Source organism: Ancylobacter sp. G4_0304 (assembly GCF_047501495.1).
Classification (GTDB): Bacteria; Pseudomonadota; Alphaproteobacteria; order Rhizobiales; family Xanthobacteraceae; genus Ancylobacter.
This window is the reverse complement of record NZ_JAZDRM010000037.1, coordinates 19,247-41,511: the sequence shown is the minus strand read 5'-3', so window position 1 is coordinate 41,511 and position 22,265 is coordinate 19,247. Positions and strand designations below refer to the sequence as shown.

At 63.5% G+C, this 22,265-nt stretch carries 21 protein-coding genes and 1 pseudogene; 8 read left to right on the top strand and 14 right to left on the bottom strand.

Annotation, left to right across the window (positions count from 1 at the left end; all coding sequences use genetic code 11):
• Nucleotides 1–515 precede the first annotated feature (515 nt).
• The gene (locus tag VRZ77_RS18250) at nucleotides 516–1,955 is read right to left on the bottom strand and encodes an ABC transporter substrate-binding protein (protein ID WP_414594008.1); all 1,440 of its coding nucleotides are present in this window, start codon (nucleotides 1,953–1,955) and stop codon (nucleotides 516–518) included.
• Nucleotides 1,956–2,166: 211 nt separating this feature from the next.
• On the opposite strand from VRZ77_RS18250, the gene VRZ77_RS18245 reads away from it, so the two are divergent.
• Both VRZ77_RS18245 and VRZ77_RS18240 read left to right on the top strand, forming a co-directional pair.
• Complete coding sequence (locus tag VRZ77_RS18245; RefSeq protein WP_414594007.1) at nucleotides 2,167–3,300, top strand: transporter substrate-binding domain-containing protein; 1,134 nt, start codon at nucleotides 2,167–2,169, stop codon at nucleotides 3,298–3,300.
• A 9-nt stretch (nucleotides 3,301–3,309) separates the two neighbouring features.
• Nucleotides 3,310–3,906, top strand: coding sequence for an ANTAR domain-containing response regulator (locus VRZ77_RS18240; protein WP_244451446.1), 597 nt, complete (start codon nucleotides 3,310–3,312; stop codon nucleotides 3,904–3,906).
• Between the two features lie 5 nt (nucleotides 3,907–3,911).
• On the opposite strand, the gene VRZ77_RS18235 is transcribed toward VRZ77_RS18240, so the two are convergent.
• The 11 genes from VRZ77_RS18235 to VRZ77_RS18185 all read right to left on the bottom strand — a co-directional run bounded on the left by VRZ77_RS18235 (nucleotide 3,912) and on the right by VRZ77_RS18185 (nucleotide 14,613).
• Entirely contained in the window at nucleotides 3,912–4,607 is a 696-nt protein-coding gene (locus tag VRZ77_RS18235; protein WP_414594006.1) for an urease accessory protein UreF, read from the bottom strand.
• 1 nt (nucleotide 4,608) lies between these two features.
• On the bottom strand, nucleotides 4,609–5,094 hold the full coding sequence (locus VRZ77_RS18230) for an urease accessory protein UreE (protein WP_126278341.1): 486 nt from the start codon (nucleotides 5,092–5,094) through the stop codon (nucleotides 4,609–4,611).
• A gap of 9 nt (nucleotides 5,095–5,103) precedes the next feature.
• On the bottom strand, nucleotides 5,104–5,949 hold the full coding sequence (locus VRZ77_RS18225) for an urease accessory protein UreD (protein WP_414594005.1): 846 nt from the start codon (nucleotides 5,947–5,949) through the stop codon (nucleotides 5,104–5,106).
• Complete coding sequence (gene ureG, locus VRZ77_RS18220) at nucleotides 5,946–6,563, bottom strand: urease accessory protein UreG (RefSeq protein WP_414594004.1); 618 nt, start codon at nucleotides 6,561–6,563, stop codon at nucleotides 5,946–5,948. Before ureG ends, VRZ77_RS18225 begins: the two co-directional genes overlap by 4 nt.
• 2 nt (nucleotides 6,564–6,565) lie before the next feature.
• Entirely contained in the window at nucleotides 6,566–8,281 is a 1,716-nt protein-coding gene (gene ureC, locus VRZ77_RS18215) for an urease subunit alpha (protein WP_414594011.1), read from the bottom strand.
• Between the two features lies 1 nt (nucleotide 8,282).
• Nucleotides 8,283–8,975 carry an urease subunit beta gene (locus VRZ77_RS18210; RefSeq protein WP_414594003.1) on the bottom strand — a complete coding sequence of 231 codons (693 nt, stop codon included), beginning with the start codon at nucleotides 8,973–8,975 and terminating at the stop codon, nucleotides 8,283–8,285.
• A gap of 9 nt (nucleotides 8,976–8,984) precedes the next feature.
• Nucleotides 8,985–9,683 (bottom strand): ABC transporter ATP-binding protein, encoded by a 699-nt coding sequence (locus VRZ77_RS18205; protein WP_414594002.1) that lies wholly within the window; start codon nucleotides 9,681–9,683, stop codon nucleotides 8,985–8,987.
• On the bottom strand, nucleotides 9,680–11,509 hold the full coding sequence (locus VRZ77_RS18200) for an ABC transporter permease subunit (protein ID WP_414594001.1): 1,830 nt from the start codon (nucleotides 11,507–11,509) through the stop codon (nucleotides 9,680–9,682). Before VRZ77_RS18200 ends, VRZ77_RS18205 begins: the two co-directional genes overlap by 4 nt.
• Nucleotides 11,502–12,338: a branched-chain amino acid ABC transporter permease gene (locus tag VRZ77_RS18195; protein ID WP_414594000.1), complete on the bottom strand. Its 837-nt coding sequence runs from the start codon at nucleotides 12,336–12,338 to the stop codon at nucleotides 11,502–11,504. The genes VRZ77_RS18200 and VRZ77_RS18195 overlap by 8 nt, the downstream gene beginning before the upstream one ends.
• 192 nt (nucleotides 12,339–12,530) lie before the next feature.
• Nucleotides 12,531–13,688: a substrate-binding protein gene (locus VRZ77_RS18190; RefSeq protein WP_414593999.1), complete on the bottom strand. Its 1,158-nt coding sequence runs from the start codon at nucleotides 13,686–13,688 to the stop codon at nucleotides 12,531–12,533.
• Between the two features lie 55 nt (nucleotides 13,689–13,743).
• On the bottom strand, nucleotides 13,744–14,613 hold the full coding sequence (locus VRZ77_RS18185) for a nitrilase family protein (protein ID WP_414593998.1): 870 nt from the start codon (nucleotides 14,611–14,613) through the stop codon (nucleotides 13,744–13,746).
• A gap of 645 nt (nucleotides 14,614–15,258) precedes the next feature.
• Here VRZ77_RS18185 and VRZ77_RS18180 point away from each other — a divergent pair.
• From VRZ77_RS18180 to VRZ77_RS18155, 6 genes and pseudogenes are all read left to right on the top strand, one after another.
• The gene (locus VRZ77_RS18180; protein WP_414593997.1) at nucleotides 15,259–15,510 is read left to right on the top strand and encodes a hypothetical protein; all 252 of its coding nucleotides are present in this window, start codon (nucleotides 15,259–15,261) and stop codon (nucleotides 15,508–15,510) included.
• 45 nt (nucleotides 15,511–15,555) lie between these two features.
• Entirely contained in the window at nucleotides 15,556–16,257 is a 702-nt protein-coding gene (locus tag VRZ77_RS18175; RefSeq protein WP_414593996.1) for a hypothetical protein, read from the top strand.
• Nucleotides 16,258–16,519: 262 nt separating this feature from the next.
• Nucleotides 16,520–17,488, top strand: a complete 969-nt coding sequence (locus VRZ77_RS18170) for a recombinase family protein (RefSeq protein ID WP_414593995.1) — start codon at nucleotides 16,520–16,522, stop codon at nucleotides 17,486–17,488.
• A pseudogene (locus tag VRZ77_RS18165) lies at nucleotides 17,485–17,568 on the top strand (hypothetical protein); the annotation flags it as partial. The gene VRZ77_RS18170 and the pseudogene VRZ77_RS18165, both read left to right, overlap by 4 nt.
• Nucleotides 17,569–17,592: 24 nt before the next feature.
• Nucleotides 17,593–18,156 (top strand): hypothetical protein, encoded by a 564-nt coding sequence (locus tag VRZ77_RS18160; protein ID WP_414594012.1) that lies wholly within the window; start codon nucleotides 17,593–17,595, stop codon nucleotides 18,154–18,156.
• 195 nt (nucleotides 18,157–18,351) lie between these two features.
• Nucleotides 18,352–19,722 (top strand): integrase arm-type DNA-binding domain-containing protein, encoded by a 1,371-nt coding sequence (locus VRZ77_RS18155; protein ID WP_414593994.1) that lies wholly within the window; start codon nucleotides 18,352–18,354, stop codon nucleotides 19,720–19,722.
• Between the two features lie 58 nt (nucleotides 19,723–19,780).
• Here VRZ77_RS18155 and arsJ read toward each other — a convergent pair whose 3' ends face one another.
• Both arsJ and VRZ77_RS18145 read right to left on the bottom strand, forming a co-directional pair.
• Nucleotides 19,781–21,040 (bottom strand): organoarsenical effux MFS transporter ArsJ, encoded by a 1,260-nt coding sequence (gene arsJ / locus VRZ77_RS18150; protein WP_414593993.1) that lies wholly within the window; start codon nucleotides 21,038–21,040, stop codon nucleotides 19,781–19,783.
• A gap of 2 nt (nucleotides 21,041–21,042) precedes the next feature.
• Nucleotides 21,043–22,086 carry an ArsJ-associated glyceraldehyde-3-phosphate dehydrogenase gene (locus tag VRZ77_RS18145; RefSeq protein WP_414593992.1) on the bottom strand — a complete coding sequence of 348 codons (1,044 nt, stop codon included), beginning with the start codon at nucleotides 22,084–22,086 and terminating at the stop codon, nucleotides 21,043–21,045.
• Between the last annotated feature and the right edge of the window lie 179 nt (nucleotides 22,087–22,265).

Here is a 22,265-nt window from a genome sequence, read left to right as displayed (position 1 = left end):
CATCGCCGCCATCGGCGATGATGCCACCGTCCCCGGGCTGCCCAACATGGTGGCCTGAGTACGCCGACCATATCGGCGCGACCCGATGGAAAACGGCTCAGTTACACCACCCGATGGGACACGATCCGAGCGAGACAAGGCGTCGGCGCTAGACTCCGAACCGCCCCCTCCCCGCATTCGCAAGCAGAAAGTGCCAATCGGCTCAGGTGCACCGCGAATTTGGGCCAGCCAGAGCTGGAAAATTCCGGGTTTAAGCCTCATGCCGGCACGGGCGCCGGAGAGCCATTCAGGAGCGTGGTCGGCGGATTGTTGCCGATCCCGCTGTGCAGACACGGCTTTACCAACAGCCACGGGCCCCATCATTACCCGGGACCGGGGCGGCGCTATGCCCTGGCCGCGGCCAGGGCGCCTTCAGCAGCGACACAGGTCGCTGATCGCTGGCGACTGATGGAGTACGCGAGCCTGGCCTTCGTCGAGACCTTTCGTAAATCCATGTCTCCGACTCGGCCATTCCGTCAGGGTGGCGGCCTGCGGATGGCACCAGAAAGGCTTACATTGCGAAATGAATGCCAATTCTGTCTGGCATAGCGAAAGCCGGATACTCGAGGGCTGTGCACAACCGTTCCGGTATTAACGGTGAGCACCGGCAGCACTGGCAATTCACGCATGACGAGCTCATTTGCGCAACGGTAAAGCCTCGTCCGTTCGGCATCTTCGCGCTCATGGCGGGCAGCCTCTAGCAGTGAATCAAGCTCGTATATACGGCAGTATCCTGCATTGACCCCATGAGGGGAGACGTTCCGCGAATGTAGAACCTGATCAAGCCAGACGTCGCAGGACATACCCCAACTCATCTCGGATATCCCTACCCCGGCGGGCATACCGTTTTGCCAGTGCTTGCAGTACTCAACCCAATCCTCGTGCGGACACAGCTCTAGGTTTATGCCGACCTTGGCGAGGTCTGAGGCCAATCGACCAATGATTGCAGTGGGCTGGAGCTGGGCCGAGCCCGCCGTCGCAAACATGACTCGCAGGACCCAATCCGGGGGTGGAGCCGCCTGTGCGAGGAGCCTTCGTGCCTGGTCGAGGTCGTAGGGGTACGGATCGACGTACTCTGGATCATAGGCCGGAGACGCAGGAGGTAGAATTCCCTTCGCCGTACGGGTCTGTCCTCTGAACACCTCGTCGCTCAGCGCTTCCCGATCGAAGGCATGGGCGATGGCTTGACGCACGCGCCGGTCCGCCAGCACCGGATCGCTCATGTTGAAGATCAGGTACCAGACATAGGGAACGCTGCCCGAATGCACGACGAAGCCGCGCTGCTGCAGGTCCTCCAGATCGGCTCCGTCGAGGCCATAGGCGAGATCGACCGTGCCGTCGAGCAGGGCGGTCAAGCGCTCGGTCGCATCAGGAAACGGAAGGAAGCGCAGCTTTTCCAGCTTTGCCACCTCGCCCCAATAAGCATCGTTTCGGCGCAGCGTGACTCCGCTGCCGCGAGATGTCTGAAAGCGCTCTTCGAAGATGAACGGCCCGGTTCCCGGCGCGCGGTCCGACAGGTCCGGCCCGAACGTCTCCAGCGCCGCAGGGCTGACGAACACCTGCGCCCCGGGCGCATCCTCCTGGGTCATGTAGCGGAGAAAGTCCGGGAACGGCTTGCCGAGCTCGATGTCCACGGTGAAGGGGTCGACCAGTTTGATCGCGTCGATCCACTCGATGCCGATCCGGTTGTAATTGGCGGCGATCGGCGAATAGACCGGACTGAGAGTGTCCCGCATCCTGGCGAAGTTCAGGCGCACCGCCTCGGCATCGAAGGCGGCTCCATCGTGGAAGCGGACGCCTTGCCGCAAATCGAAACGATAGGTGAGGCCGTCCGGCGAGACCGTTACCCGCTCGGCGAGTGCAGGTATGAGTGCCGTGGTGGCACCGATCTCACCTTCGAGATCATCCTCAATCAAGCTTTCGAATATGTTTTGGACGACGCGCCCAGTATTCCAGCCTCCAAATGAACATGGAGGATCAATAAGATCGACTTCCCAATCCAGTCCTATATTTAGAGTATTTTCTGAAGCGGCCATTTTATTTAACTTTCTTTTTGTGTTTCGGAAGGATTGGGCTATATGGCGGGGAGGGTCGCTTGGCGGCTGAAGGCAGGGCCGAAGCGGGCTGATGGAGGTCGAATTGGAAGGCTGGCCGGTAGGCGTACTTTTTTCTCATTCCGGTGTGACGTCGATGTCGGAAATTTCGCAGTTGCAGGGAACGCTGCTGGCGATAGACGAGATCAACGACGCAGGCGGCGTGGGGGGGCGGGCGATCCAGCCGATCATCAAGGACCCGGCGTCCGATCCCACGGCCTATGCACGGCTCGCCGCCAACCTGATACTGGAGGAAGGGGCGGCCAACATCTTCGGCTGCTCGTCCTCGTTCAGCCGAAAGGCGGTCCTCCCATGGATCGAGCGCCGAGGCGGCCTGCTGTGGTACTCGGTAGTTTATGAAGGTTTTGAATATTCGCCCAACATCATCTACACGGGCCCAACCATCAACCAGACGCACCTTCCTTTGGCCAACTACCTCTTCCGCCATGTCGGGAAGAAGTTCTTTCTCATCGGCTCGGACTATCTTTTCCCGCGGGAATCCAACCGCGTGATACGCGACATCGTCGAGGATGTGGGCGGCACCATCCTCGGCGAGCACTACGTTCCCCTGAGCGCGGGATACGAGACCTATGCCGAGGCGGTGGCGTGCGCGGCCGAGGCGGATGCCGACGTCATCTTCTCGACCGTGATCGGGCCGGGGACGTCCCATCTGTACGACTCGCATAATGAAGCCGGCCTCGACGCGCGCCGTATGCCGATCGCGGCGCTGACCACCAGCGAGGTGCATCTGCGCGCCATGCGCACGCCGGTGGGAGCCGGTCACCTGGTCTGCGCGCCCTATTTCGAATCGCTGAAGACCGCCGAGAATCTCCGCTTCGTGGAGCGCTACCGCGCGCGGTACGGCAGCGCGCGGCCGGCCGACGGCCCGGCCGAGGCGGCCTATTCGACCGTCCATCTGTTCGCGAAGGCGCTTGCCGATGCAGGCACGACGGATCCAGAACGGGTGCGGGCGGCGGTGCTGGGGCAGCACTATCTGGCCCCCGAAGGACTGATCACCGTCGATCCGGACAACAGCCACACCTATATCCGGCCGCGTATCGCGGTCACGACCGGTCGTGCCGATTTTAGGATCGTCGAGGAGGCGCCAGAACCGGTCAAGCCCGACCCCTACCTTGTCTATTATGAAGCGCCCGAACGGTGTGAATGAGCCGCATCGATGAGCTTCTCCCAAATCATGATCCGGGAATTGCGGTCGCTTCGGGTTGCGGTCTTCCATCCGGCCGATGGCGACCGCGAAGAGTTGATGCTTCACATCCGGCGCATAGGCTGCACGGTCTATGCCGACTGGCCGATCCCGACGCATCCGACACGCGAAACCGACATCGCGCTTTGCCTTCTCTCCGAGACGGGAGAGCAGCTCCCCGACTGGCCGGATGTCGCGCTGATCGCGATCCTCCAATATGAAAGTCCGGTCGTCGTGCGCAGCCTTCTGGACTCGAACGCCCACGGAATCGTCACCAAGCCGATCCGAGCTTTCGGTATCCTGTCGACACTGCTGCTGACCCGCTCGCTTCATCGTTTCAGCCAGCGACAGAAGGCGAAGACCGACAAGATCGAGGAAACGTTGCGCTCGCGGCGGTTGATCGATCGCGCCGCCGAAGCTCTTTCCGCCTCGGGCTTCGGCACACTTGAAGCGTGCCATCAGGCGATCCGGCGCGCCGCCATGGAAGGCCGCGTCACCGCGGCGAGCGTCGCGGAGAACATACTCGCCGGAAAAGCAGTTCCGGTCATCGAGATGCTGCGCAGGGGCTGAGTGTCTCATGTCGCGAACATCCGTCCGTCGAGCCGACGCACCGCCATCATCGCGATTTCGATTTCGAAGGAACTGGAACTCATGGCATCCAGGTCGCGGCTCAGCGCATCCTGTACGGCCACGATCACCGCAGGCTCCAGAAGGCGCTGAACAACCTGCGCCCGCGATGCGGTAAGACGCCCCAGGCGGACCGCGGCTGAGAGATGCAGGCTGACGACGCTCCTTACCTCCATCAACACCGTCTGCTCCGCCGTCAATCCCGAAGCCGCAGCCACAGCGCCGAACACGACCGCAAGATGACCGGAGGAACGCTCGGCGCGGATGGCGGCGCAAAATTCCGCCACGGGTCCATTATCGAACAACTGAGGAGCGAGGACCGCCAGCTGGCGGCCGCAACTGGTCGACATACGCCGGGCCGTCTCGCTCAGCTTGCAGGTGCCCAACTCGGCATCCACGCGGAGCATGCCGGGAACATCGCCACATTCGGCCGACCGGTGAGCATGCGCCGCTGCTACGCCGTCCGTCCGGGCTGCTGCGTACCGCAGGCTCGTCTCGATCCACCGGATGAGGTCGCCTTCGCAGACATCGCCGCGGGGATGCAGCCACGCTTCGAGGCCGCCCGAATGGGCGAAGCGACCGATTGGCAGTCCGCTATCAGAGAGCTGCATCACGGCCAGCAGTTGCTGCGGCGAGGGGGGCATCTCAGTGCGCGTGCCCGGTCGCCAGCGGCCGATCGAGGCCGAGCGGAACGCCGACAAAGCTGAACGTCACCCCTTCAAGGCCGAGGCGTTCGACCGCCGCTGCCATGACTGTTGGCGAAGTTGTGACCGGGACAAAGATCGATCCGCCGCTCACCTCAATGGGTGCATGCTGGTTGCCGAAGCAATGGCCGATGCGCGCTGCAGCAGTGATCAGCGATGAGGTGTCCAGGGCGCTCAGTCGGATCGCCATCACCGGCTGTGGCTTGCGCTCGACCACGAGGATGGTCTCGCCGTCGTCGGCCAGCACAGCGCCATGACGGAGATAGCTGCCATGAGGAAGGTCGATGGCGACCTCGCTTCCGGCCTCGGAAAGAGCAAGCTGGCGGCGACGCATGGCATTGTCGGCATCGAGCAGCACGACTTCACGCGCCCGGCCGCGGAACCCGGGATCATCGAAGTGTCCGATGATGGCGTTTACTTGCCTCATGGCTTTTCCTCATTTGCGGATCGGAGGGGGCGGATGGCCGAGCAGCGACCGTCGGGCTTCGCCCCAGGCGAGATCGACGACCTCTCGGGCGGCAGATGGCGTGGGGCACAGCGCCCGCACAATGACACCGGCGCCCTTCGGCAGGATCGACGCCGCGCCATAGACGCCGGCAACGGAGCGAGCCGCATCATCAAGGCTCCGGTCCAGGGTCGCTGGCAGCGTGCCGGGGGCAAGCACCAACACTGTGGCGATGAAGCGGTGTTCGGCGAACAGCCCGGGCCCGCCGAGCGGCATGCTGTCGGGCACAAGTTCGAACGCGTCCTTGCACGTCGGCACGCCGTCTATCTCGACAGCCGTGCGGAAGAGCAGTCGCGAATAGGCGAATACCTCGCCCGCCGCGAAGCGCCCGCAGGCGACGATTTCGCTCAGAACGGCCGTCGCGCCCGTCGCCATCCTCATAAGCGTATATTGCTCGTAGCAGGCCATTTTCAGCGGAATGACAGGATCGGGCACATATTCCAGATAGGCCCCCTCCTCCATATCGATCGTCATTCGCTGGCTTGCACTCACACCACCCTCGGCGCCAAAAATCTTGGTCGCTGACGGCGTCGAAACATGCACCCGCGCATGGCTGCGCAGTCGAATCTCGACGATGAGCCGATCCGCTTCGAATACGCCGCCACTGGGATTGTGCACATAGACGAACGCCATGTCTGGCACTGCCGGATCCAGGCGCAACGGCGACGTGACGTGAAGGGGAAAGCGCTGGTCCCGACCGATGATCTCGGTCTGCCCGCAGCCGATGCGAGCGAAGTCGAGATGCAGCCATCCGTCGGTTGTTGCCTCGTCGGTCATATGGGCGCATGGAAGAGCAGGGAGCGCTGGAGATGATCGAAGACGGCTTCTGCTCCCGCCGCATCCTTCAAATTGGTGAACAGGCTCGGCCTCTCCGGCCTGATCATCGCCACGTCCGCTCGAATACGATCGAGATCGGCATCTACATGAGGGGCGATGTCGATCTTGTTCACAACCAGAAGGTCCGCCTGAAGGCAGCCCAGCCCGCGCTTCCGCGGAATATCGTCACCCGCCCCGCAATCGATCACGAAGATCCAGTAGTCGACGAGTTCCCGGGAAAACGACGATGCCAGATTGTCTCCACCGCTCTCGATCAGAATGAGATCGAGTGGATTCTGGCGTTCAAGCCGATCGGCCGCCTCGATGTTCACAGAAGGGTCCTCGCGGATCGCTGTATGCGGACACGCGCCGGTTTCCACGCCCACGACAAGGCGGGGATCAATCAGGCCGCCCTTCTGAATCCGCTCCGCGTCTTCCAGCGTCACAAGGTCATTGGTGATGACCGCTACCTTCAGGCCGGCGGCCTGGACCAGCGGCAGTAACCTTTCCACGAGGCGGGTCTTTCCGCTCCCGACCGGGCCGCCGATGCCGATGCGTATAGCCTGTCTCTGCATGGTTACTTCAACATGTATAGGGAGCCGAGGGGCACGGTCCTGGCAGGACTGGACACACAGGTCTCACCGTCGATGGAGACACGGTAGGTGTCAGCATCCACAGTTATCTCCGGGAGCGAGTCATTGTGGACCATGTCGTATTTGGTCAGACCGCGCGTGGAGCGGGTTGCGACACAACGCGACTCCAGTCCAAGCCGCTGCGGCAGGCCGGCCTCCAAGGCCAGTGGACTGAGAAACCGTATCGAAAGGCTTCGCGCGGCCCGGCCGAACGCACCCCATTGCGGCCGATAGAGGAGCGGTTCGCAGACCAGCAGCGAGGCGTTCGCCTCTCCCGTCACCGCCCATGCAGGAAAGCCGGATTTGAGCACTAGCTCCGGCTTGACGCCGAACAGTGCGGGCTTCCAGAAGACAAGATCGGCCAGCTTGCCCCGCTCGATTGACCCGACCTCGTGATCGATGCCAAAAATCTTGGCCGGATTGATGGTGTATTTGGCGATGTAGCGCTTGATCCGCCCGTTGTCGTTGCCGCTGCCTGCGTCAACGGGCAAAGCTCCGCGCGTCTGCTGCATGATTGAGGCGAGCTGCCAGGTTCGGGCGATGGTCTCGCCGATGCGGCCCATGCCCTGCGAATCCGAGCCGAGCGCGCTGATGGCGCCGATATCGTGCAGGACATCCTCCGCGCCGATGGTCTCCTTGCGGATCCGCGATTCCGCGAATGCCACATCCTCCGCCACCCTCGGATTGAGGTGGTGGCTCGTCATGGCCATGTCGAAGTGCTCTTCGAACGTATTGACCGTGAACGGATTGGTTGGATTGGTCGACGAGGGAAGAACATTCGGGTGCGAGCAGACCCGTATGATGTCCGGCGCGTGGCCGCCGCCCGCTCCCTCGACGTGATAGGCGTGGACGGTGCGCCCGCCGATGGCTTCGAGGCTCTGCTCCAGAAAGCCGAACTCGTTGAGCGTGTCCGTGTGGAGCTGGATCTGCACCGCGCCTTGGTCGGCCGCATCGAGCGCGCTGTCGATAGCCGCAGTCGTCGCGCCCCAATCCTCGTGGATCTTGAGACCTGCCGCACCTGCGGCAAGCTGTTCGACGAGCGGCGCAGCAACATCGGAGGCCGCCTTGCCGAAGAATCCGAAGTTCAGTGGAAAGGCTTCGGAGGCCTGAAGCATCAGGCCGAGATTGACTGTTCCGGTGGAGGCGATGGGCACCGTGGTAGGGCCCAATCCCCCGCCCATCAGGGTCGTCATTCCTGCGGAGAGCGCCTCCTGACACTGGCCGGGATCGATGAAGTGGACGTGGCAGTCGATTCCGCCGGCCGTCACGATAAGCCCTTCGGCCGCCCGAACGTCGGTGTTCACACCGACGATCAGTTCAGCAGAGACGCCGTTCATGATCCGCGGATCACCTGCCTTGCCGATCCCGGCGATTCGGCCGTCCTTGATCCCGATATCTGCCTTGATGATCCCGACCACGGGATCGATGATCAGCGCATTGGTGATGACGAGGTCGAGCACACCTTCGGAGGCGCACAGCGTCCCGTCACATCCGCTGCCCGCCCGCATGGTCTTGCCGGCGCCGAAGACAAGTTCGTCGCCGTAATGGGTCAGGTCCGTCTCGACTTCCGCCCACAGCTCGGTGTCCCCGAGCCGGACGCGATCGCCCGTCGTCGGTCCGTAGAGCTCCAGGTAATGGCGCCGGGTCAACGACTGAGCCATCCTATATTCCCCGATAGCCGCGCGCCGCCGCGCGTTCGAAAGCGCGCTCGCGAACAGCCGGGTCATCGAGCGAGCCTTCGGTCAGCCTGTTGAGTCCGTGGACCTCTCGACGGCCGCCAATGGTCACGAGGTCGACGGTCTTCTCGTCGCCTGGTTCGAAGCGGACCGTGGTTCCGGCGGGAATGTCCAGCCGGAAGCCGAAGGCACGACGGCGATCGAATTCGAGCGCCTGATTGACCTCGAAGAAATGGAAATGCGATCCTACCTGGATCGGCCGGTCGGCGAGGCTCCTCACAAGGGTCGAAAAGCTCGCCCTGCCGAGGTTGATCTCGATGGCATCGGCGGCGAGGCGCCACCGATTTGTGAAGGCATCCACCTTGCCCATGCCGTCGGCCGTAATGGGATCATGTACGCAGACGAGCTTCTGTCCGTCGGGCAAGAAGGGTTCGACCATCAGAGTGTCGACGAGTTCCCTGACCCCCTCCATTACCTCTGATTCCGACAGGATCGACCTGCCAAGCGACATGAGTTCCGACACCGATCTCCCGTTTCGGGCGCCTTCGAACACTGCATCGGCTATGAGTGCCCGCGCTTCCGGCATGTTCAGGGGCAGGCCGCTGTCGCGCCGACGCTGCGCCAGCTGGGCGGCGAGGAAAACAAGCAGCCGCTCCTGTTCTCTTGCTGTCAGATACATGACGGGTCCTCACACGCTCAAATGCTTCAGCACCCGAGCCCGGGCGTCGGGCTCGGAGGCGGCGCCCATCTCGGCGATCTCGCCGCGATCCAGCACCGCCCAGCGATCGGCCACCGCTAGGGCGAAGGGCAGATGCTGCTCGACCAAGAGCATGGTGGTGCCGTGGCGGTCGCGGGCGCTGCGGATGACGCCGGCCAGGCGGTCGATCACCGAGGGCTGGAGCCCCTCGGTGATCTCGTCCACCAGCAGCAGCTTCGCTCCCGTTGCCAGCGAGCGGGCCATCAGCAGCATTTTCTGCTCGCCGCCCGAGAGGGTGCCGGCGCGCTGCTTGAAGCGCTGAAGCAGGAAGGGGAAGGAGGCCTCCACCTCCGCCAGCGCCGCGTCGAAATCCGGGCGGCGTATGGCGAGGCGCAGATTTTCCTCCACGCTCATGTCCTGGAACAGCGCCTTTTCCTGCGCCACATAGCCGACGCCGAGGCGGGCGACACGGTGCGGGGAGAGGCGCGTCGCCTCGCTGCCGGATATGGCCACCGTGCCGGTCATCTTCGGCAGGAAACCCATTACTGCTTTCAGCAGGGTGGACTTGCCCATGCCGTTCTTGCCGAGCACGGCGAGGATTTCGCCCGGCGCGAGAGAAAGGCTGACCTCGCGTAGCACCACCGCACCGGCATAGCCGCTGGAGAGATTGTCGACGGAAAGCGCGCTCATGCCGGCATCTCCTGGCTCGGGGCGGGCGCCGTCTCGTGGTCGATGCCGGCATGGCCGGAGCCGGCATAGACCTGCTTGACCAGCTCGGAGGCCACCACCTCCTCCACCGAGCCGTCCAGTACGATGCGGCCCTGGTGAAGGACGATGACGCGCGAGGAAATCTCCCGCACGAAGTCGAGATCGTGTTCCACCAACAGCACGCACAGGCCCTGCTTCCTGGCGAGGTCGATCAGGATGGCGCCGATCTGCATCCGCTCAGTCTTGGTGAGGCCGGCGGTCGGCTCGTCGAGCAGCAGCACGCGCGGTTCCAGCGCCAGCACCATGGAGAGTTCCAGCGCCTGCTTCATGCCATGCGAGAGCAGATGCGCGGGGGTGGAGAGCTGCTTGTCGAGCCCCGTGGTGGCGATGACGTGCATCGCCGCTTCCGGCAACGGCAGGTCGCGGGCCCGGCACCACAGCGAGGGCCGCGCGTGGCGCACGCGGGCGATCTGCAGGCACTGCGCGACGGTCAGCGTCTCGAACACATTCGCCATCTGGAACTTGCGGCCGACGCCCAGCGCGACGCAGGCCTCCGGCGGCTTGCGGCCGATGTCGTAGCCGTTGACCGCGATGGTGCCGGCGGTGCGCTCGGCACCGTCGGCGATGCAGCGCATCAGCGTGGTCTTGCCGGCGCCATTGGGGCCGACAAGGCTGACCAGTTCGCCGGCGCGGGCCTCGAAGTCGATGCCCTCCAGCACGGTGAGGCTGCCGAAGCGCTTGACCACGCCGGCCACCGCCAAAGCTGGCCCCTCGCCGGGCTCGACGCCCTGGGTATCGGCGAGGTCGAGGGTGGAGAGCGTGACGCTGGCGGCAGGCGTCGCGACGCGCGGGCGAAGGAGGCCGAGCAGCTTGCGGGGAAGGTCGAACACCACAGGCAGCAGGCCGCGCGGGAAGGCGACGATGACAAGTACGAACAGCGCGCCGATGATGAGCTGCCAGACGAAGGGATAGTCGCCGGCGAGCTGGGCGCTCTCGTAATCGACGATCAGCGCGCCGAACACCGGGCCGAGCAGCGTGCCGCGCCCGCCGAGCGCGGTCCAGATCACCAGCTCGGTGCCGAAGACGAAGCCGGCAAGCTCGGGCGCCACCACCATCGCATAGCCGGCATAGATATAGCCGGCGACCGCCGCGATGGCGGCGCAGGCGAGATAGACCAGGATCTTCAGCCGTGAGGTGTCGAGGCCGAGATATTTGCAGCGCTGCTCGTTCTCGCGCACCGCCACCAGCAGGCGCCCGGCGTCGCTCTTCACGAAGATATAGGCCAGCGTCGTCACCCCGACGAGGAAGCTGCCCGCCAGCCAGAACCACGCCTCCATCGACAGGTCGAAGCTCATGAAGCCCGAGAGCCCGCTCGACGAGCCGGTGAAGGTGCCGCCAGAATAGAGCAACTGCGTCGCCACGATGGGCAGCACGAGCGTGATGACGGAGGCGTAGAGCGCCGAGGCGCCGTGCCAGAAAGCCAGCCAGCCGACGATGGCGGCAACCAGCAGTGCGCCGCCGACGCCGAGCCCCAGCGCCAGGAAGGCGTTGGAGGTGGAGAAATCCATATGGGTGAAGACGAGGCCGGCGGCATAGGCGCCGCAGGCGAAGAACACCGACTGGCCGAAGGTGAGGATGCCCAGAAAGCCCCAGAGCAGGTCCACCGTCAGCGCCACCACGGCATAGAGCAGTGAGCGGGTGAGCACGTTCACCGAATAGGTGTCGAGCACATACGGCCCGGCGAAGATCGCCGCCAGCGCGAGCAGGGAAACGGCGAGGATGAGGGAAAGGCGGCGCGCTTCAGTCACGGGCGAACCCCTGAGGCCGAATGCGCAGGATGATGGCGGCGAGCACGGCGATGGTCAGGCCTCCGAGAACCGGGCTGAAATGGGTGGCGACCAGCACCTGCGCCCCGCCCAGCACCAGGCAGGCGAAGAGCAGGCTGACCAGGGAGGCGCCCGACACCAGCACCAGCATGAAGGCGTTGACGAGCCAGGGCACGCCCATGGAAGGGTCGACGCTCGACAGCGGCGTGATGAGCGCGCCGGCGATACCGGCCAGCGCCGAGCCGAGGGTGAAAGTGATGAAGCGCACCAGCCCGCTATTGATGCCGAGCCCGCGCGCCAGATCCTCGTTCATGATGACCGCGCGTGTCTCCAGCCCCAGCCGCGTGCCCTGGAGCAGCGCGGTGAGGCCGATGCCGAGCACGGCGGCAATGCCGACGAGCGCGAGACGGTAGGCGGAATAGCTCTCGCCCCACAGATCGAGCGTGCCGTTCAGCGGCGATTCCGCGAACTGCACGCCGCGGCCGAAGGCGATGGTGATGAGCTGCCCGATGATGATCGATAGGCCCCAGGTGGCGAGAATGGCGTCGAGCGGGCGGTTATAGAGCGGGCGCACGACGAAGCGCTCGATCGCCATGCCGACCACGCCGCCGAACAGAGCGGCGATGGGGATGGCGAGCCAGGGATTGAGCCCCGCCTGGGTGGTGACGAGCGCGGCATAGCCGCCGAGCGTCATCAGTCCCCCATGGGCGAAATTGATGATCTTCATGACGCCGAACACGAGCAGCAGCCCGGTCGCCACCGCATAGAGGATGGCGGCGGTCGTCACGATGTCCAGCGTCTGGCCGATCATGCGAGGGTCCTTGGAGTTGGAGGCACGGCGGGATGACGGTGCGCACGGAGCCCGGCATCCCAGATCGGTGGGCGTGAGAGGCGGCGGGCGGGCACGGAAGCCGCCGCCTCTCACCGGGCGCTTGGCGTCACTCTGCCCCTACAGCGGGAGTGACGCGTCGCATCGGGACCCGTCAGGCGAAGGGGCGCACGCTCACTTCAGCTTCGGGCACTGGTCGCCGGGATCGACATCCTTGAAGGTCGACATAATCGAGACCGAGCCGTCGCCCTTCACCTGGCCGAGATACATGGTGAGGGGCGCGTGGCGCTGCTTGTTCATGACGATGGTGCCGCGCGGGCCTTCCACCGCGACCTCGGCCAGCGCCGGGATCACCTTGGCGGCCTCGGTCGTGCCGGCCTTTTCTACCGCCGCCTTGTAGGCGTAGACCGCTTCATACTGCGGCACCGAGAGTTCATTCGGCGTCCTCAGCTCCGCGCCGAACTTCTTCTCCATCGCGGCGAGGAAGGCCTTGTTGGCCGGGGTGTCGATATTGGTGAAGTAGGAGCCGGCGATGTAGATGCCCTCGGCATCCGGGCCCATGGACTTGGCGGTGCCCTCATCCACGGCGAGGTTGCCATAGAGCGACTTGATGCCCGCCGCGCGCAGCTGCTTGGTCAGCGTCACATTCGGCGCGCCGCCGGCGGTGGAGGTGATGATGGCGTCGGGATTGGCGGCCTTCACCTTGGCGAGGATGGCAGTCCAGTCGGTGGCGTCCATCGGGGCGTATTCGTCGCCGACGATCTTGCCGCCGGTCTTCTCGATATATTCCTTGGTGAAGGCCAGCATGCCGCGCCCGAAAGCGTAGTCCGAGCCGATCAGGAAATAGGTCTTGGCACCTTCCTTGTTGAAGAAATCTACAATCGGGGCAACCTGCTGCTCAGGCACCCACGCATTGATATACATGTAGGGATTGCAGGAGCGCCCTTCGTAAAACGATGTGTAAATATAGGGGATTTTGCCGCGGTTGACGATTGGCAGGCCGGCATTGCGGGCGGCCGAGGTCTCCATTGCAACGATCGCATCTACCTTTTTCTGAAAGATCAGTGAGTCATAAGCCTTCTGCGCGCCGGCCGCACCGGAGGCGTCATCGGCGACTTCGAGCACCACCTTCTTGCCGAGGATGCCACCCTTGGCGTTGATCTCCTCAACCGCCAACTCCGAAGCCTGTACGACGGAGGGCGCGACCACCGAATTGGCGCCGGACAGGCCGACCGGGATGCCGATGGTGATGGTGTCGTCGGCGGCGAGCGCCGGCCCGGTGAGCAGGCCGGCGGCAAACACGCCGGCCATCAGCAGGGAAATACGGGACATAGGCTTTCTCCGGAAGGTTATGGGTTGTTCTTCGGTGGTGGAGGGCAAGCGGGGCTCAGTACCAGCCCCGGGAAATGTCGGAGCCGAGCATCTCGGCATAGACATCGGTGCGGCGGTCGCGCAGCACCTGGTTGAAGTCGTTCCAGTTGCGGGCGCGGCGAGCGGCGCCGAGGTCGATCTCGGCGGAGACGATTTCCTCCCCGTCGCGGCTGGCCGGGCCGGCGGCGGGCCAGCCGGTGTAGCTGATGATGAGGCTCTGCCCCTCAAAGGGCTGGCCGCGCTCGGTGCCGATGCGGTCGGCGCAGGCGATGTAGAGCGAGTTGGAATGGGCGGCGGCCATGGCGAGGATGTTGGCCATCGCCTCGCGCCCCTCCGCCTGGCCGGGGATCGGCACCCAGTTGGTGGGCACGCAGACGATGTCGGCGCCCTGCAGTGCCTGCAGCCGGTAGGTCTCGGGGAACCAGCCATCGTAGCAGATGGCGACGCCGATCCGCCCCAGCGGGGTCTGGAACACCGGGAAGCCGTTATTGCCGGGCTCGAAGAACAGGTTCTCGTTGCCCCACAGATGCATCTTGCGATAGGTGCCGATATGCCCGTCGGGGCCGATCACCACAGCGCTGTTGTAGAGGGCCGTGCCCTCGCGCTCGGTGATGCCGGCGACGATGTGCAGGCCGCGCGCGGCGGCGATCTGCGCCCAGGCAAGGCAGGTCGGGCCCTCGGGAATGGTCTCGGCCAGCGCGAACGCTTCCTCGCGGGTCTCGAACACGTAGCCGGTATTGGCCAGCTCCGGCAGTACGATCAGTTTGGCCCCGCCGTCGGCGGCCCGGGCGATGAGGCCGAGCGAATGCGCAACATTGGCGCCCGTGTCGCCGAAACGCGGTTCCATCTGGATGCAGGCGACGCGGACAAGGCTGGAAACCGGCATGGAGGCACACCTCTGCGATCGCGGCGCAAGCAACGCCTCGGTCGAATAGCCCTAGACGCAGGTTCTCACCTGCGTTGAGTGGCCAATTTTGGGGGATTTTCTCAGCAATACTGCTGATGGCGCATCATTGTTGATGACGTCCGCGTCGTCAATTTAATTGCTGACTTAATTATAAGCATATCAATGCAAATAAATTGTGCGTTTGTGATATTTTCGCTCACGCTAGATGCAGTACGATGACTGCGTGACCGAAGCCCACCTGAGCTGAAGGGCCGCCACGCTTCTGCGCATCTAGCCGCGATAAGGTGGGAATAAGCGGAGACAGGCCCCGTCAGGGCACTGCCATGGCTTTCGGCCCGCTGCCGAAGAGCGCGATGGACTAAACCGAAACTGCTCTCGAGCGCCCGCCCAAGGGATGATCCACGCGATCGATGATGGTGAGGCGCGTCAACCAAAGTCGGCGCGCCGTTGCCCCGAAGGGGCGTTCGAGCGTCCGCCGCGCTACGCCGCTGGCATCTTGAGCATTGCTAAGCAGTAACGGTGGCTTCCCTTTGCGTTTGCAACTGCACCAATCGCGCAACATCCCTGCGGAGGTGCCGCAGCTCCGGCCACGGGAAATCCCGCCCCTCGGCGCCATCAGCGCCGATGGCGATCAGAACGTCGAGCTTCGTGGAGAGGCCGCGCAACGAGGCGACATCCGTTGCAAAGAGCCTCGCGAATCAGGCGCTCTTCTTCGTCGGAAGCCGCCTCCTCTTGCTGTCGAGTGACGGAGTGGCCAATGGCACGATCCGCGTCGTCCCAGCGCTGTTGATGCGTGCGCAGGACGGTTGCGACTTCGTCGCGCCGAACACACAGCGACGGCAGATCGACTGCAAGCTCATCGAACTACCGCAGTGAGCCTATCCGCACGCGCGACGGCAGCTCGGCTCCAGCAAGAACCACTTGCGGAAAGCCGATCGTCCGCGCGAGTTCGGACTCCAGGCGCTGCTGCTTTCGGCAAAGGGCGAGCGTGCGCCGATGCGCGGCGCGCCAAGTTTTCCACGCGAGGACAGCCGCATCCGTTGCGCCATGATCCTGCGGTTCAGCCGCAGCCGAACTGTTGAAGGAAGTGGCGCCGACCGTCAGCAGGGCGGCCGAGAGAACGTCCCTCCGGGATGGCCGGGACAGACTCGTGCTAATCTCAGAATCAGCCATGATCCGAGCTGGGCCCTGACGGTGGGCACCCAGATCAAGGGACTGCGCCTTCGGGCTGGCAACCTCCAGGTTGGCGACGGCGCTATCTTGGAGAGCTTGTTCACAGAGACGCGGTTCAACAGCTGGTCGGTGGGCGAGGTTCACGTCCTTGATCCGCGTCTGATTCCCAACGGCCGCCGCGATCAGTTCGAGCAGAATGCTCACTATGCCAATCTGCTCAACCATCTGCTGCCGACAGCGCGCGATATTGCCAACCGCTGCCGAACCTATTCGTCCCGTCGTTCGAAGCTGCGGGAGTTCGAGGCCACTTCGGCAGCGGTGAGAGAACGATTAAGCGCCTTGCGCCAAGGCGGTCTGGGCGAGCCAGGAAAAAGCAGCGCGTTGGCTGCTGCGGAAGCGACCCTGCAAAAGCTGAAAAACCATCGTCGACTCAAAGTTGCTATCAGATGACCGTGACGTGCTTGAACAACGCATCGCTTGCATGAAATCGGAGGTAGCTGCCGCCAGCTCTGATGAGGCGACAGGCGAACCGTGCGCCCGCTGACTCCGTCGAGCATGATTCCAAGGTCGTGCATGTCACCGACGACTGGCCGTCGAACGTTCCGATCACGCCTGAAGAAATCGATGTGATCGAGGCCTTCTTCAGGCGGGAGATCGACGCGCTCCTGAGGTGACGGTGCTGACGTAGGGACCTGAGGGAGGCGATTGGACCATGAACGTCACCTTGCCAATCACCAGCCGGGCCGCCCTCTATCTTCGGGTTTCGACCAGACGGCAGGCCGACGTTGACCTGTCCATCCCAGACCAGCGCCTCCAGACCGCGGCCTATTGCGAGCGGCAGGGCTGGTCCGTTGTGGCGGAGTATGTGGAGCCGGGTGCGTCGGCGATGGACGACAGCAGGCACGAGTTCCAGCGGATGATTGAACGGGCATCCGATGACGATCGCCCATTCGATGTCATCGTCGTTCATAGCTTCAGCCGGTTCTTCCGCGATGCCTTTGGGCTGGAGATGTACATCCGCCGCCTCGCGAAGCACGGCGTTCGGCTCGTCTCCATCACCCAGGAGCTCGGGGATGATCCGGCTCAGGTCATGATGCGGCAGGTCATCGCCCTATTCGATGAGTACCAGTCCCGCGAGAACGCCAAGCATGTGCTGCGGGCCATGAAAGAGAACGCCCGGCAGGGTTTCTATAACGGCTCCCGTCTCCCGCTCGGCTTCACCCTCGAAGAGGTCGAGAAGCGCGGCCATCGCACCAAGAAGCGGATCATCGTCGATTCCGTCGAGGCGGAGCTCGTTCGGATGATGTTCGATCTCTACCTGCAGGGAGATGGCACGTCCGGCCCCATGGGCATCAAGGAGATCACCAAGCACCTCAATGCCAAGGGCTACCGCACCCGTCTCGGTGCCCTTTACGGCGTCGGTACCATCCACGGAATCCTGACCAACCCGGTCTATATCGGCGAATGGAGCTTCAACAAGCGCAGCTCCAAGACCGGCCAGGTGAAGCCGCAGCACGAAGTAATCCCGATCTCCGTGCCGGCCATCCTCGATCGCCGAACTTTCGACAAGGTGCAGAAGGCGCTCAGGGCGAAGAGCCCGCACAACAGTCCGCCCCGGGTCATCTCAGGTCCGATCCTTCTGACCGGCTTGCCTATTGCGCCTGTTGCGGCAGCGCCATGACGCTGCACACCGGAACCTCGAAGAGCGGCAGGGTTTATCGTTACTATAGTTGCTCGGCTTCCGGCCGGGTCGGGAAGTCCGCCTGCAAGGGGCGGACGGTGCCGATGGAGAAGCTCGACCATCTGGTTACACGCCATGTCGCTGAACGCGTCCTGATGCCCGAGCGGTTGGAGGCACTGCTGCAGTCTGTCATCGACCGGCGGGTGAAAGCCGATGCCGAGGTTCAGGCGCGAATCGATGAACTCTCGCGCGAAAGAACGACGGCGGAAGACAAGCTGCGGCGGCTCTACCAGCTTGTCGCCGACGGCATCGCTGAGCCGGACGACATGCTCAAGGAGCAAATCGCCAAGCTCAAAGCCGAACGGGAGCGAGCACATTCAGCGCTGGAGCGGATCGAGAATCAGGATGCGGCCGCCAGCCGGCTTGATCCGAACAAGCTTGCCCGCTTCGGGCAGCTCATGCGGTCAAACATCACCGAGGGCGAGGTGCCGTTCCGCAAAGCCTATCTGCGGTCGCTTATCGACGCCGTCGAAGTCGACCAGCACGTCGTGCGCATCCACGGATCAAGGACGGTGCTGGAGAGAGCCATACTCGCCGACCGAGCCACCCAGCCGGGTGTTCGCGGTTTTGTACGGAAGTGGCGCGCCCGAAGAGATTCGAACTCCTGACCCCCAGATTCGTAGTTCTAAAATGGCGCTCTTCTATCGTAGCCGGCAGCCCTACAAACTTTTTTCATTTGCCTTCAACATATTGATTATCATACATTAATCGCACCCTATCGTGCAATGGCGAAAAGTGCACTCTAAACACTTCCGTTTGCCAAAACCGTTTCAAAAACCGTTTCAGAAGATGGCATCTACGCTATGGCAGACATGCGTTTCCAGCTGAACGACAAGGTCATCGAACGCCTCCTTTCACCCGAAAGGGGGCGCTACATCGTCCGCGATACCGAATTGAAGGGCTTCTTTCTTGTGGTGGGCCCGCGCAAGAAGACCTTTACGGTTCAGGGAGACCTTAGAGAGGAGGGCAAACGGGTATCCACAGTCCGCGTCGCAATTGGCGATACGTCAGAGATGTCGACACGGGCCGCGCGATCAGTGGCAAAGGAATATCTGGCACAGATCAGCCGGGGCCAGCATCCCAAAGCCGAGGCGAAGACGACGAAAGCGACGTCGGCTGCCCATATTCCCCCATCAGAAGCCTCGAAATCTGTCGGCATTACACTCCGGCAGGCTTGGGAGCGCTATGAAATAGCGATGACGCGCAAAGGGCGCAGCGATCGGACGATCGAAAGCTATCGAGATCATATCGAACGCGTTTTCGCCGAGTGGCTCGATTTGCCACTGATCGACCTCGGGACCAACCCGGCAAAGGTGGCTGCAAAGCACGATGCGGTCACCACGGCGAATGGCCCCTACATCGCCAATGGCTGCATGCGGACGCTGCGCGCGATCTATAATCACGCACGCAAGACCAACCGGGAGCTTCCTGCCGATAATCCTGTCGGCAGCATCGATTGGAATGGCGAAAAGCGCCGCAACACGGGGATGGGTCTGGCTGACCTTAAGGCCTGGTTCATCGAACTGGCTGCCATCGACAATCCGATCCGGCGCGAATTTCACCTCTTCACCTTGCTATCCGCGTGCCGGCCCGCGGCATTGAAGGAAGCCAAGCCGTCCCACATCGATTGGCGTCGGCGCGTACTGCATGTGCCAAAGCCCAAGGGAGGCGCTGATCGCGCCTTCGATATTCCGTTATCTCGACAAATGATCAACTGCTTGATACGCGCGCTGCGCTTTGGCCAGTTGATGCACCCACGGCAAGCTACCAAGTGGATTTTCCCTGCGGACAGCGCAGACGGACATCTTGTCGAGCAGAAGGAGGACCGTGAGACGCTATCGAAATGGGGCAACGAACTGCGCCAGACGTTCCGCACCGTGGCAACGCCCGCAGGTGTCTCGGAATTGGACGCCCGAATGCTGATGAATCACTCAATCCCCGGAGTTAACGCCGGATATATCACTCGCCACAAGCTGCTTGAGGATCACCTTCGTAGACAGCAGCAGGCGATCAGCACCACAATTTTCGGCACTCTGGGGGATACCATCACCCAGGAAATGAAAGTCGCTGCCTGGCTTGGTCCCGGCGCCACTCGCCGCGCCATTTCCCTTGCGAGGGAGGAATTCACGAGGCGCGAGGTTGTTACTGTTGCGCCGCACCGCCGGACGGCATGACACGATTTTCCGCCTTCACCCGACCGTTGCGGATGTCTGCCCCCGGGGGCAGACATCATCAGGCGGCTCGAACCGTGGGGCTCTGTGAATTCGCTTGCGTCGGCAGCGCCAGCGTGATCAGCCAGCAGAGGAACAGCATCACGGCGGAGCCGATGAGGCAGGCATAGATGCCGCCGAACTGATAGAGGAAGCCGGAGGCGAGAATGCCGAGGAAGCGCCCGGCGGCGTTGGCCGCATAGTAGAAGCCGACATCCTCCGCCGCCTTCTCCGAGCCCGCATAGGCGAGAACGAGATAGGAGTGCACGGAGGAGTTCACCGCGAAGGCGATGCCGAACACGGCGAGGCCGACGACCAGCGCAAGGGTCGGATCGGGCGGATTGAGCGCCAGCGCCACGGCGATGAGCGCCGGCACGGCGGCGAGCGCGAGCGACCACCAGCGGGCCGCCGGCACTTCGCGCGACAGGCCATCGGGGCTGCGGGCGACCAGCGAGGGCGCCGCCGCCTGTACCAGCCCGTAGCCGATGGTCCACAGCGCCAGAAAGGCGCCGACCATGGTGAAGGTCCAGCCGTTGGCATAGAGGAACACCGGTACGCCGACGACGAACCACACGTCGCGCGCGCCGAACAGCGCAACGCGGGCGGCCGCTAACAGGTTGATGCCCTTGGACTTGGCGAAGAGTTCGCGGGCGCTGGCGCTGGCCTTGGCCTTGCCCATCATGGCGGGGAGAGAGAACACCACGCCGAGCATGACGAGGAACAGCGCTCCCGCCATCAGCCACAGCCCGTAGCGGAAGCCGACCAGCTGCAGGAGCAGCCCGCCAAGAAAGAAGCCGACGCCCTTCATCGCGTTTTTCGAGCCGGTGAACCAGGCGACCCATTTGAAAAGCCGGCCCTCGGCCTCACCGCCCGCCTGCGCTTCGGTGATCTTGATCGCCGATTTCGAGGCGGTCTTGGTGAGGTCCTTGGCAACGCCGCACACGCCTTGGGCCAGCAGCACCCAGGTGACGAGCAACGCACTGCCCCATTCCGGCGAAACGGCGGAGAGCAGCAGGAAGCCGGAAATTTGCGTCACCAGCCCGACTGTGAGCATGCGGGTGATGCCGTAGCGCGCCGCCAGCCAGCCGCCGATGAAATTGGCGCCGATGCCGGCCGCCTCATAGAGCAGGAACAGGAAGGCCAGCGTGAAGGGCGAATAGCCGAGCTGGAAGAAGGTGAACAGCACCAGCATGCGCAAGGCGCCATCGGTGAGGGTGAAGCCCCAATAGGCCGCCGTCACGATGGCGTAGTTGCGCAGCCCGCTGCCTGAGGAAGCCAACATGGTCAGATTCCGACTTTCTGCATGTGGCAGGCGAGATCGACCATGCGGCAGGCATAGCCCATCTCATTGTCGTACCAGGCGTAGACCTTGAGCAGCGTCTCGTCGGTGACCATGGTCGAGAGGCCATCAACGATGGAGGAGCGGGTATCGCGGGCATAGTCGGCAGACACAAGAGCGCGCGGCTCATAGCCGAGAATGCCCTTGAGCGGCCCCTGCGCAGCAGCGCGAAATAGCTCGTTCACCTCTTCCACACTGGTCGGGCGCTTCATTTCGAACACCGCGTCGGTGAGCGAGGCGTTCAGCACCGGCGCGCGCACCGCGTGACCGTTCAGTTTGCCCTTCAGCTCGGGATAGATCAGCGCGATGGCGGTAGCGCTCCCCGTGGTGGTCGGCTGCAGCGACAGCATGGCGGAACGGGCGCGCCGCAGATCCTTATGGGGGGCGTCGACCACCACATTGGTGTTGGTCGGGTTGTGGATGGTGGTGATCTGGCCGTGGCGGATGCCGATCGCCTCATGGACGACCTTCACCACAGGCGCGAGGCAATTGGTGGTGCAGGACGCCGCCGTGACGATGGGATGCACCGACGGTTCATAGAGATGCTCGTTGACGCCGACCACGACGTTGAGCACCGAGGGGTCCTTGACCGGCGCGGCGACAATGACGCGCTTGGCGCCGCGATCCAGATGCCCTTGGAGGACGGCTGGGGTCAGGAACTTGCCGGTGCATTCCAGCACGACATCGACGCCGAGGTCGCCCCACGGGATATCGCCCGGCGCGGCATGGGCGGAGAAGGAAATCCGCGTGCCATCGATCATGATGGCGTCTTCGCTGGCAACCTCGATCGGCGCGCGCCAGCGACCCTGCACGCTGTCGAATTCGAGGAGATGCGCGGTGGCCGCCGCGCCGCCCTTGATCTCGTTGAAGTGGACCACATCCAGCCGGTTGCCGGCACGCGGATCGTCCCCCTGGCGCTCGGCAGCCCCCGCCGCTGCCCTGAGCGCCAGCCGCCCGATCCGTCCCATGCCGTTAATGCCGACTTTCATGCCCGGAATCCTCTTGGATTGGTAACGCAGCCGGTAGTCACTCGGGGCGACCAGCCATCATTGCGCGATTTCCTTGGCGCCGTAGCAGTCCAGGATGACAGTCCGGTGACACCAAAGGGGGCTGATGGAGGCGTGGCGGTCAATCCGAGAGTTTTGTGATGGCTCGTTCTATTTCCGTT

Excerpts from the sequence above, each read along its gene's own strand:
- VRZ77_RS18245 (WP_414594007.1), top strand. The coding sequence starts at position 2,167 with ATGGAGGTCGAATTGGAAGGCTGGCCGGTAGGCGTACTTTTTTCTCAT.
- VRZ77_RS18240 (WP_244451446.1), top strand. The coding sequence starts at position 3,310 with ATGAGCTTCTCCCAAATCATGATCCGGGAATTGCGGTCGCTTCGGGTT.
- VRZ77_RS18235 (WP_414594006.1), bottom strand. The coding sequence starts at position 4,607 with ATGCCCCCCTCGCCGCAGCAACTGCTGGCCGTGATGCAGCTCTCTGAT.
- VRZ77_RS18230 (WP_126278341.1), bottom strand. The coding sequence starts at position 5,094 with ATGAGGCAAGTAAACGCCATCATCGGACACTTCGATGATCCCGGGTTC.
- VRZ77_RS18225 (WP_414594005.1), bottom strand. The coding sequence starts at position 5,949 with ATGACCGACGAGGCAACAACCGACGGATGGCTGCATCTCGACTTCGCT.
- ureG (WP_414594004.1), bottom strand. The coding sequence starts at position 6,563 with ATGCAGAGACAGGCTATACGCATCGGCATCGGCGGCCCGGTCGGGAGC.
- ureC (WP_414594011.1), bottom strand. The coding sequence starts at position 8,281 with ATGGCTCAGTCGTTGACCCGGCGCCATTACCTGGAGCTCTACGGACCG.
- VRZ77_RS18210 (WP_414594003.1), bottom strand. The coding sequence starts at position 8,975 with ATGTATCTGACAGCAAGAGAACAGGAGCGGCTGCTTGTTTTCCTCGCC.
- VRZ77_RS18205 (WP_414594002.1), bottom strand. The coding sequence starts at position 9,683 with ATGAGCGCGCTTTCCGTCGACAATCTCTCCAGCGGCTATGCCGGTGCG.
- VRZ77_RS18195 (WP_414594000.1), bottom strand. The coding sequence starts at position 12,338 with ATGATCGGCCAGACGCTGGACATCGTGACGACCGCCGCCATCCTCTAT.
- VRZ77_RS18190 (WP_414593999.1), bottom strand. The coding sequence starts at position 13,688 with ATGTCCCGTATTTCCCTGCTGATGGCCGGCGTGTTTGCCGCCGGCCTG.
- VRZ77_RS18185 (WP_414593998.1), bottom strand. The coding sequence starts at position 14,613 with ATGCCGGTTTCCAGCCTTGTCCGCGTCGCCTGCATCCAGATGGAACCG.
- VRZ77_RS18180 (WP_414593997.1), top strand. The coding sequence starts at position 15,259 with ATGGCGATCAGAACGTCGAGCTTCGTGGAGAGGCCGCGCAACGAGGCG.
- VRZ77_RS18170 (WP_414593995.1), top strand. The coding sequence starts at position 16,520 with ATGAACGTCACCTTGCCAATCACCAGCCGGGCCGCCCTCTATCTTCGG.
- VRZ77_RS18160 (WP_414594012.1), top strand. The coding sequence starts at position 17,593 with ATGGAGAAGCTCGACCATCTGGTTACACGCCATGTCGCTGAACGCGTC.
- VRZ77_RS18155 (WP_414593994.1), top strand. The coding sequence starts at position 18,352 with ATGGCAGACATGCGTTTCCAGCTGAACGACAAGGTCATCGAACGCCTC.
- arsJ (WP_414593993.1), bottom strand. The coding sequence starts at position 21,040 with ATGTTGGCTTCCTCAGGCAGCGGGCTGCGCAACTACGCCATCGTGACG.
- VRZ77_RS18145 (WP_414593992.1), bottom strand. The coding sequence starts at position 22,086 with ATGAAAGTCGGCATTAACGGCATGGGACGGATCGGGCGGCTGGCGCTC.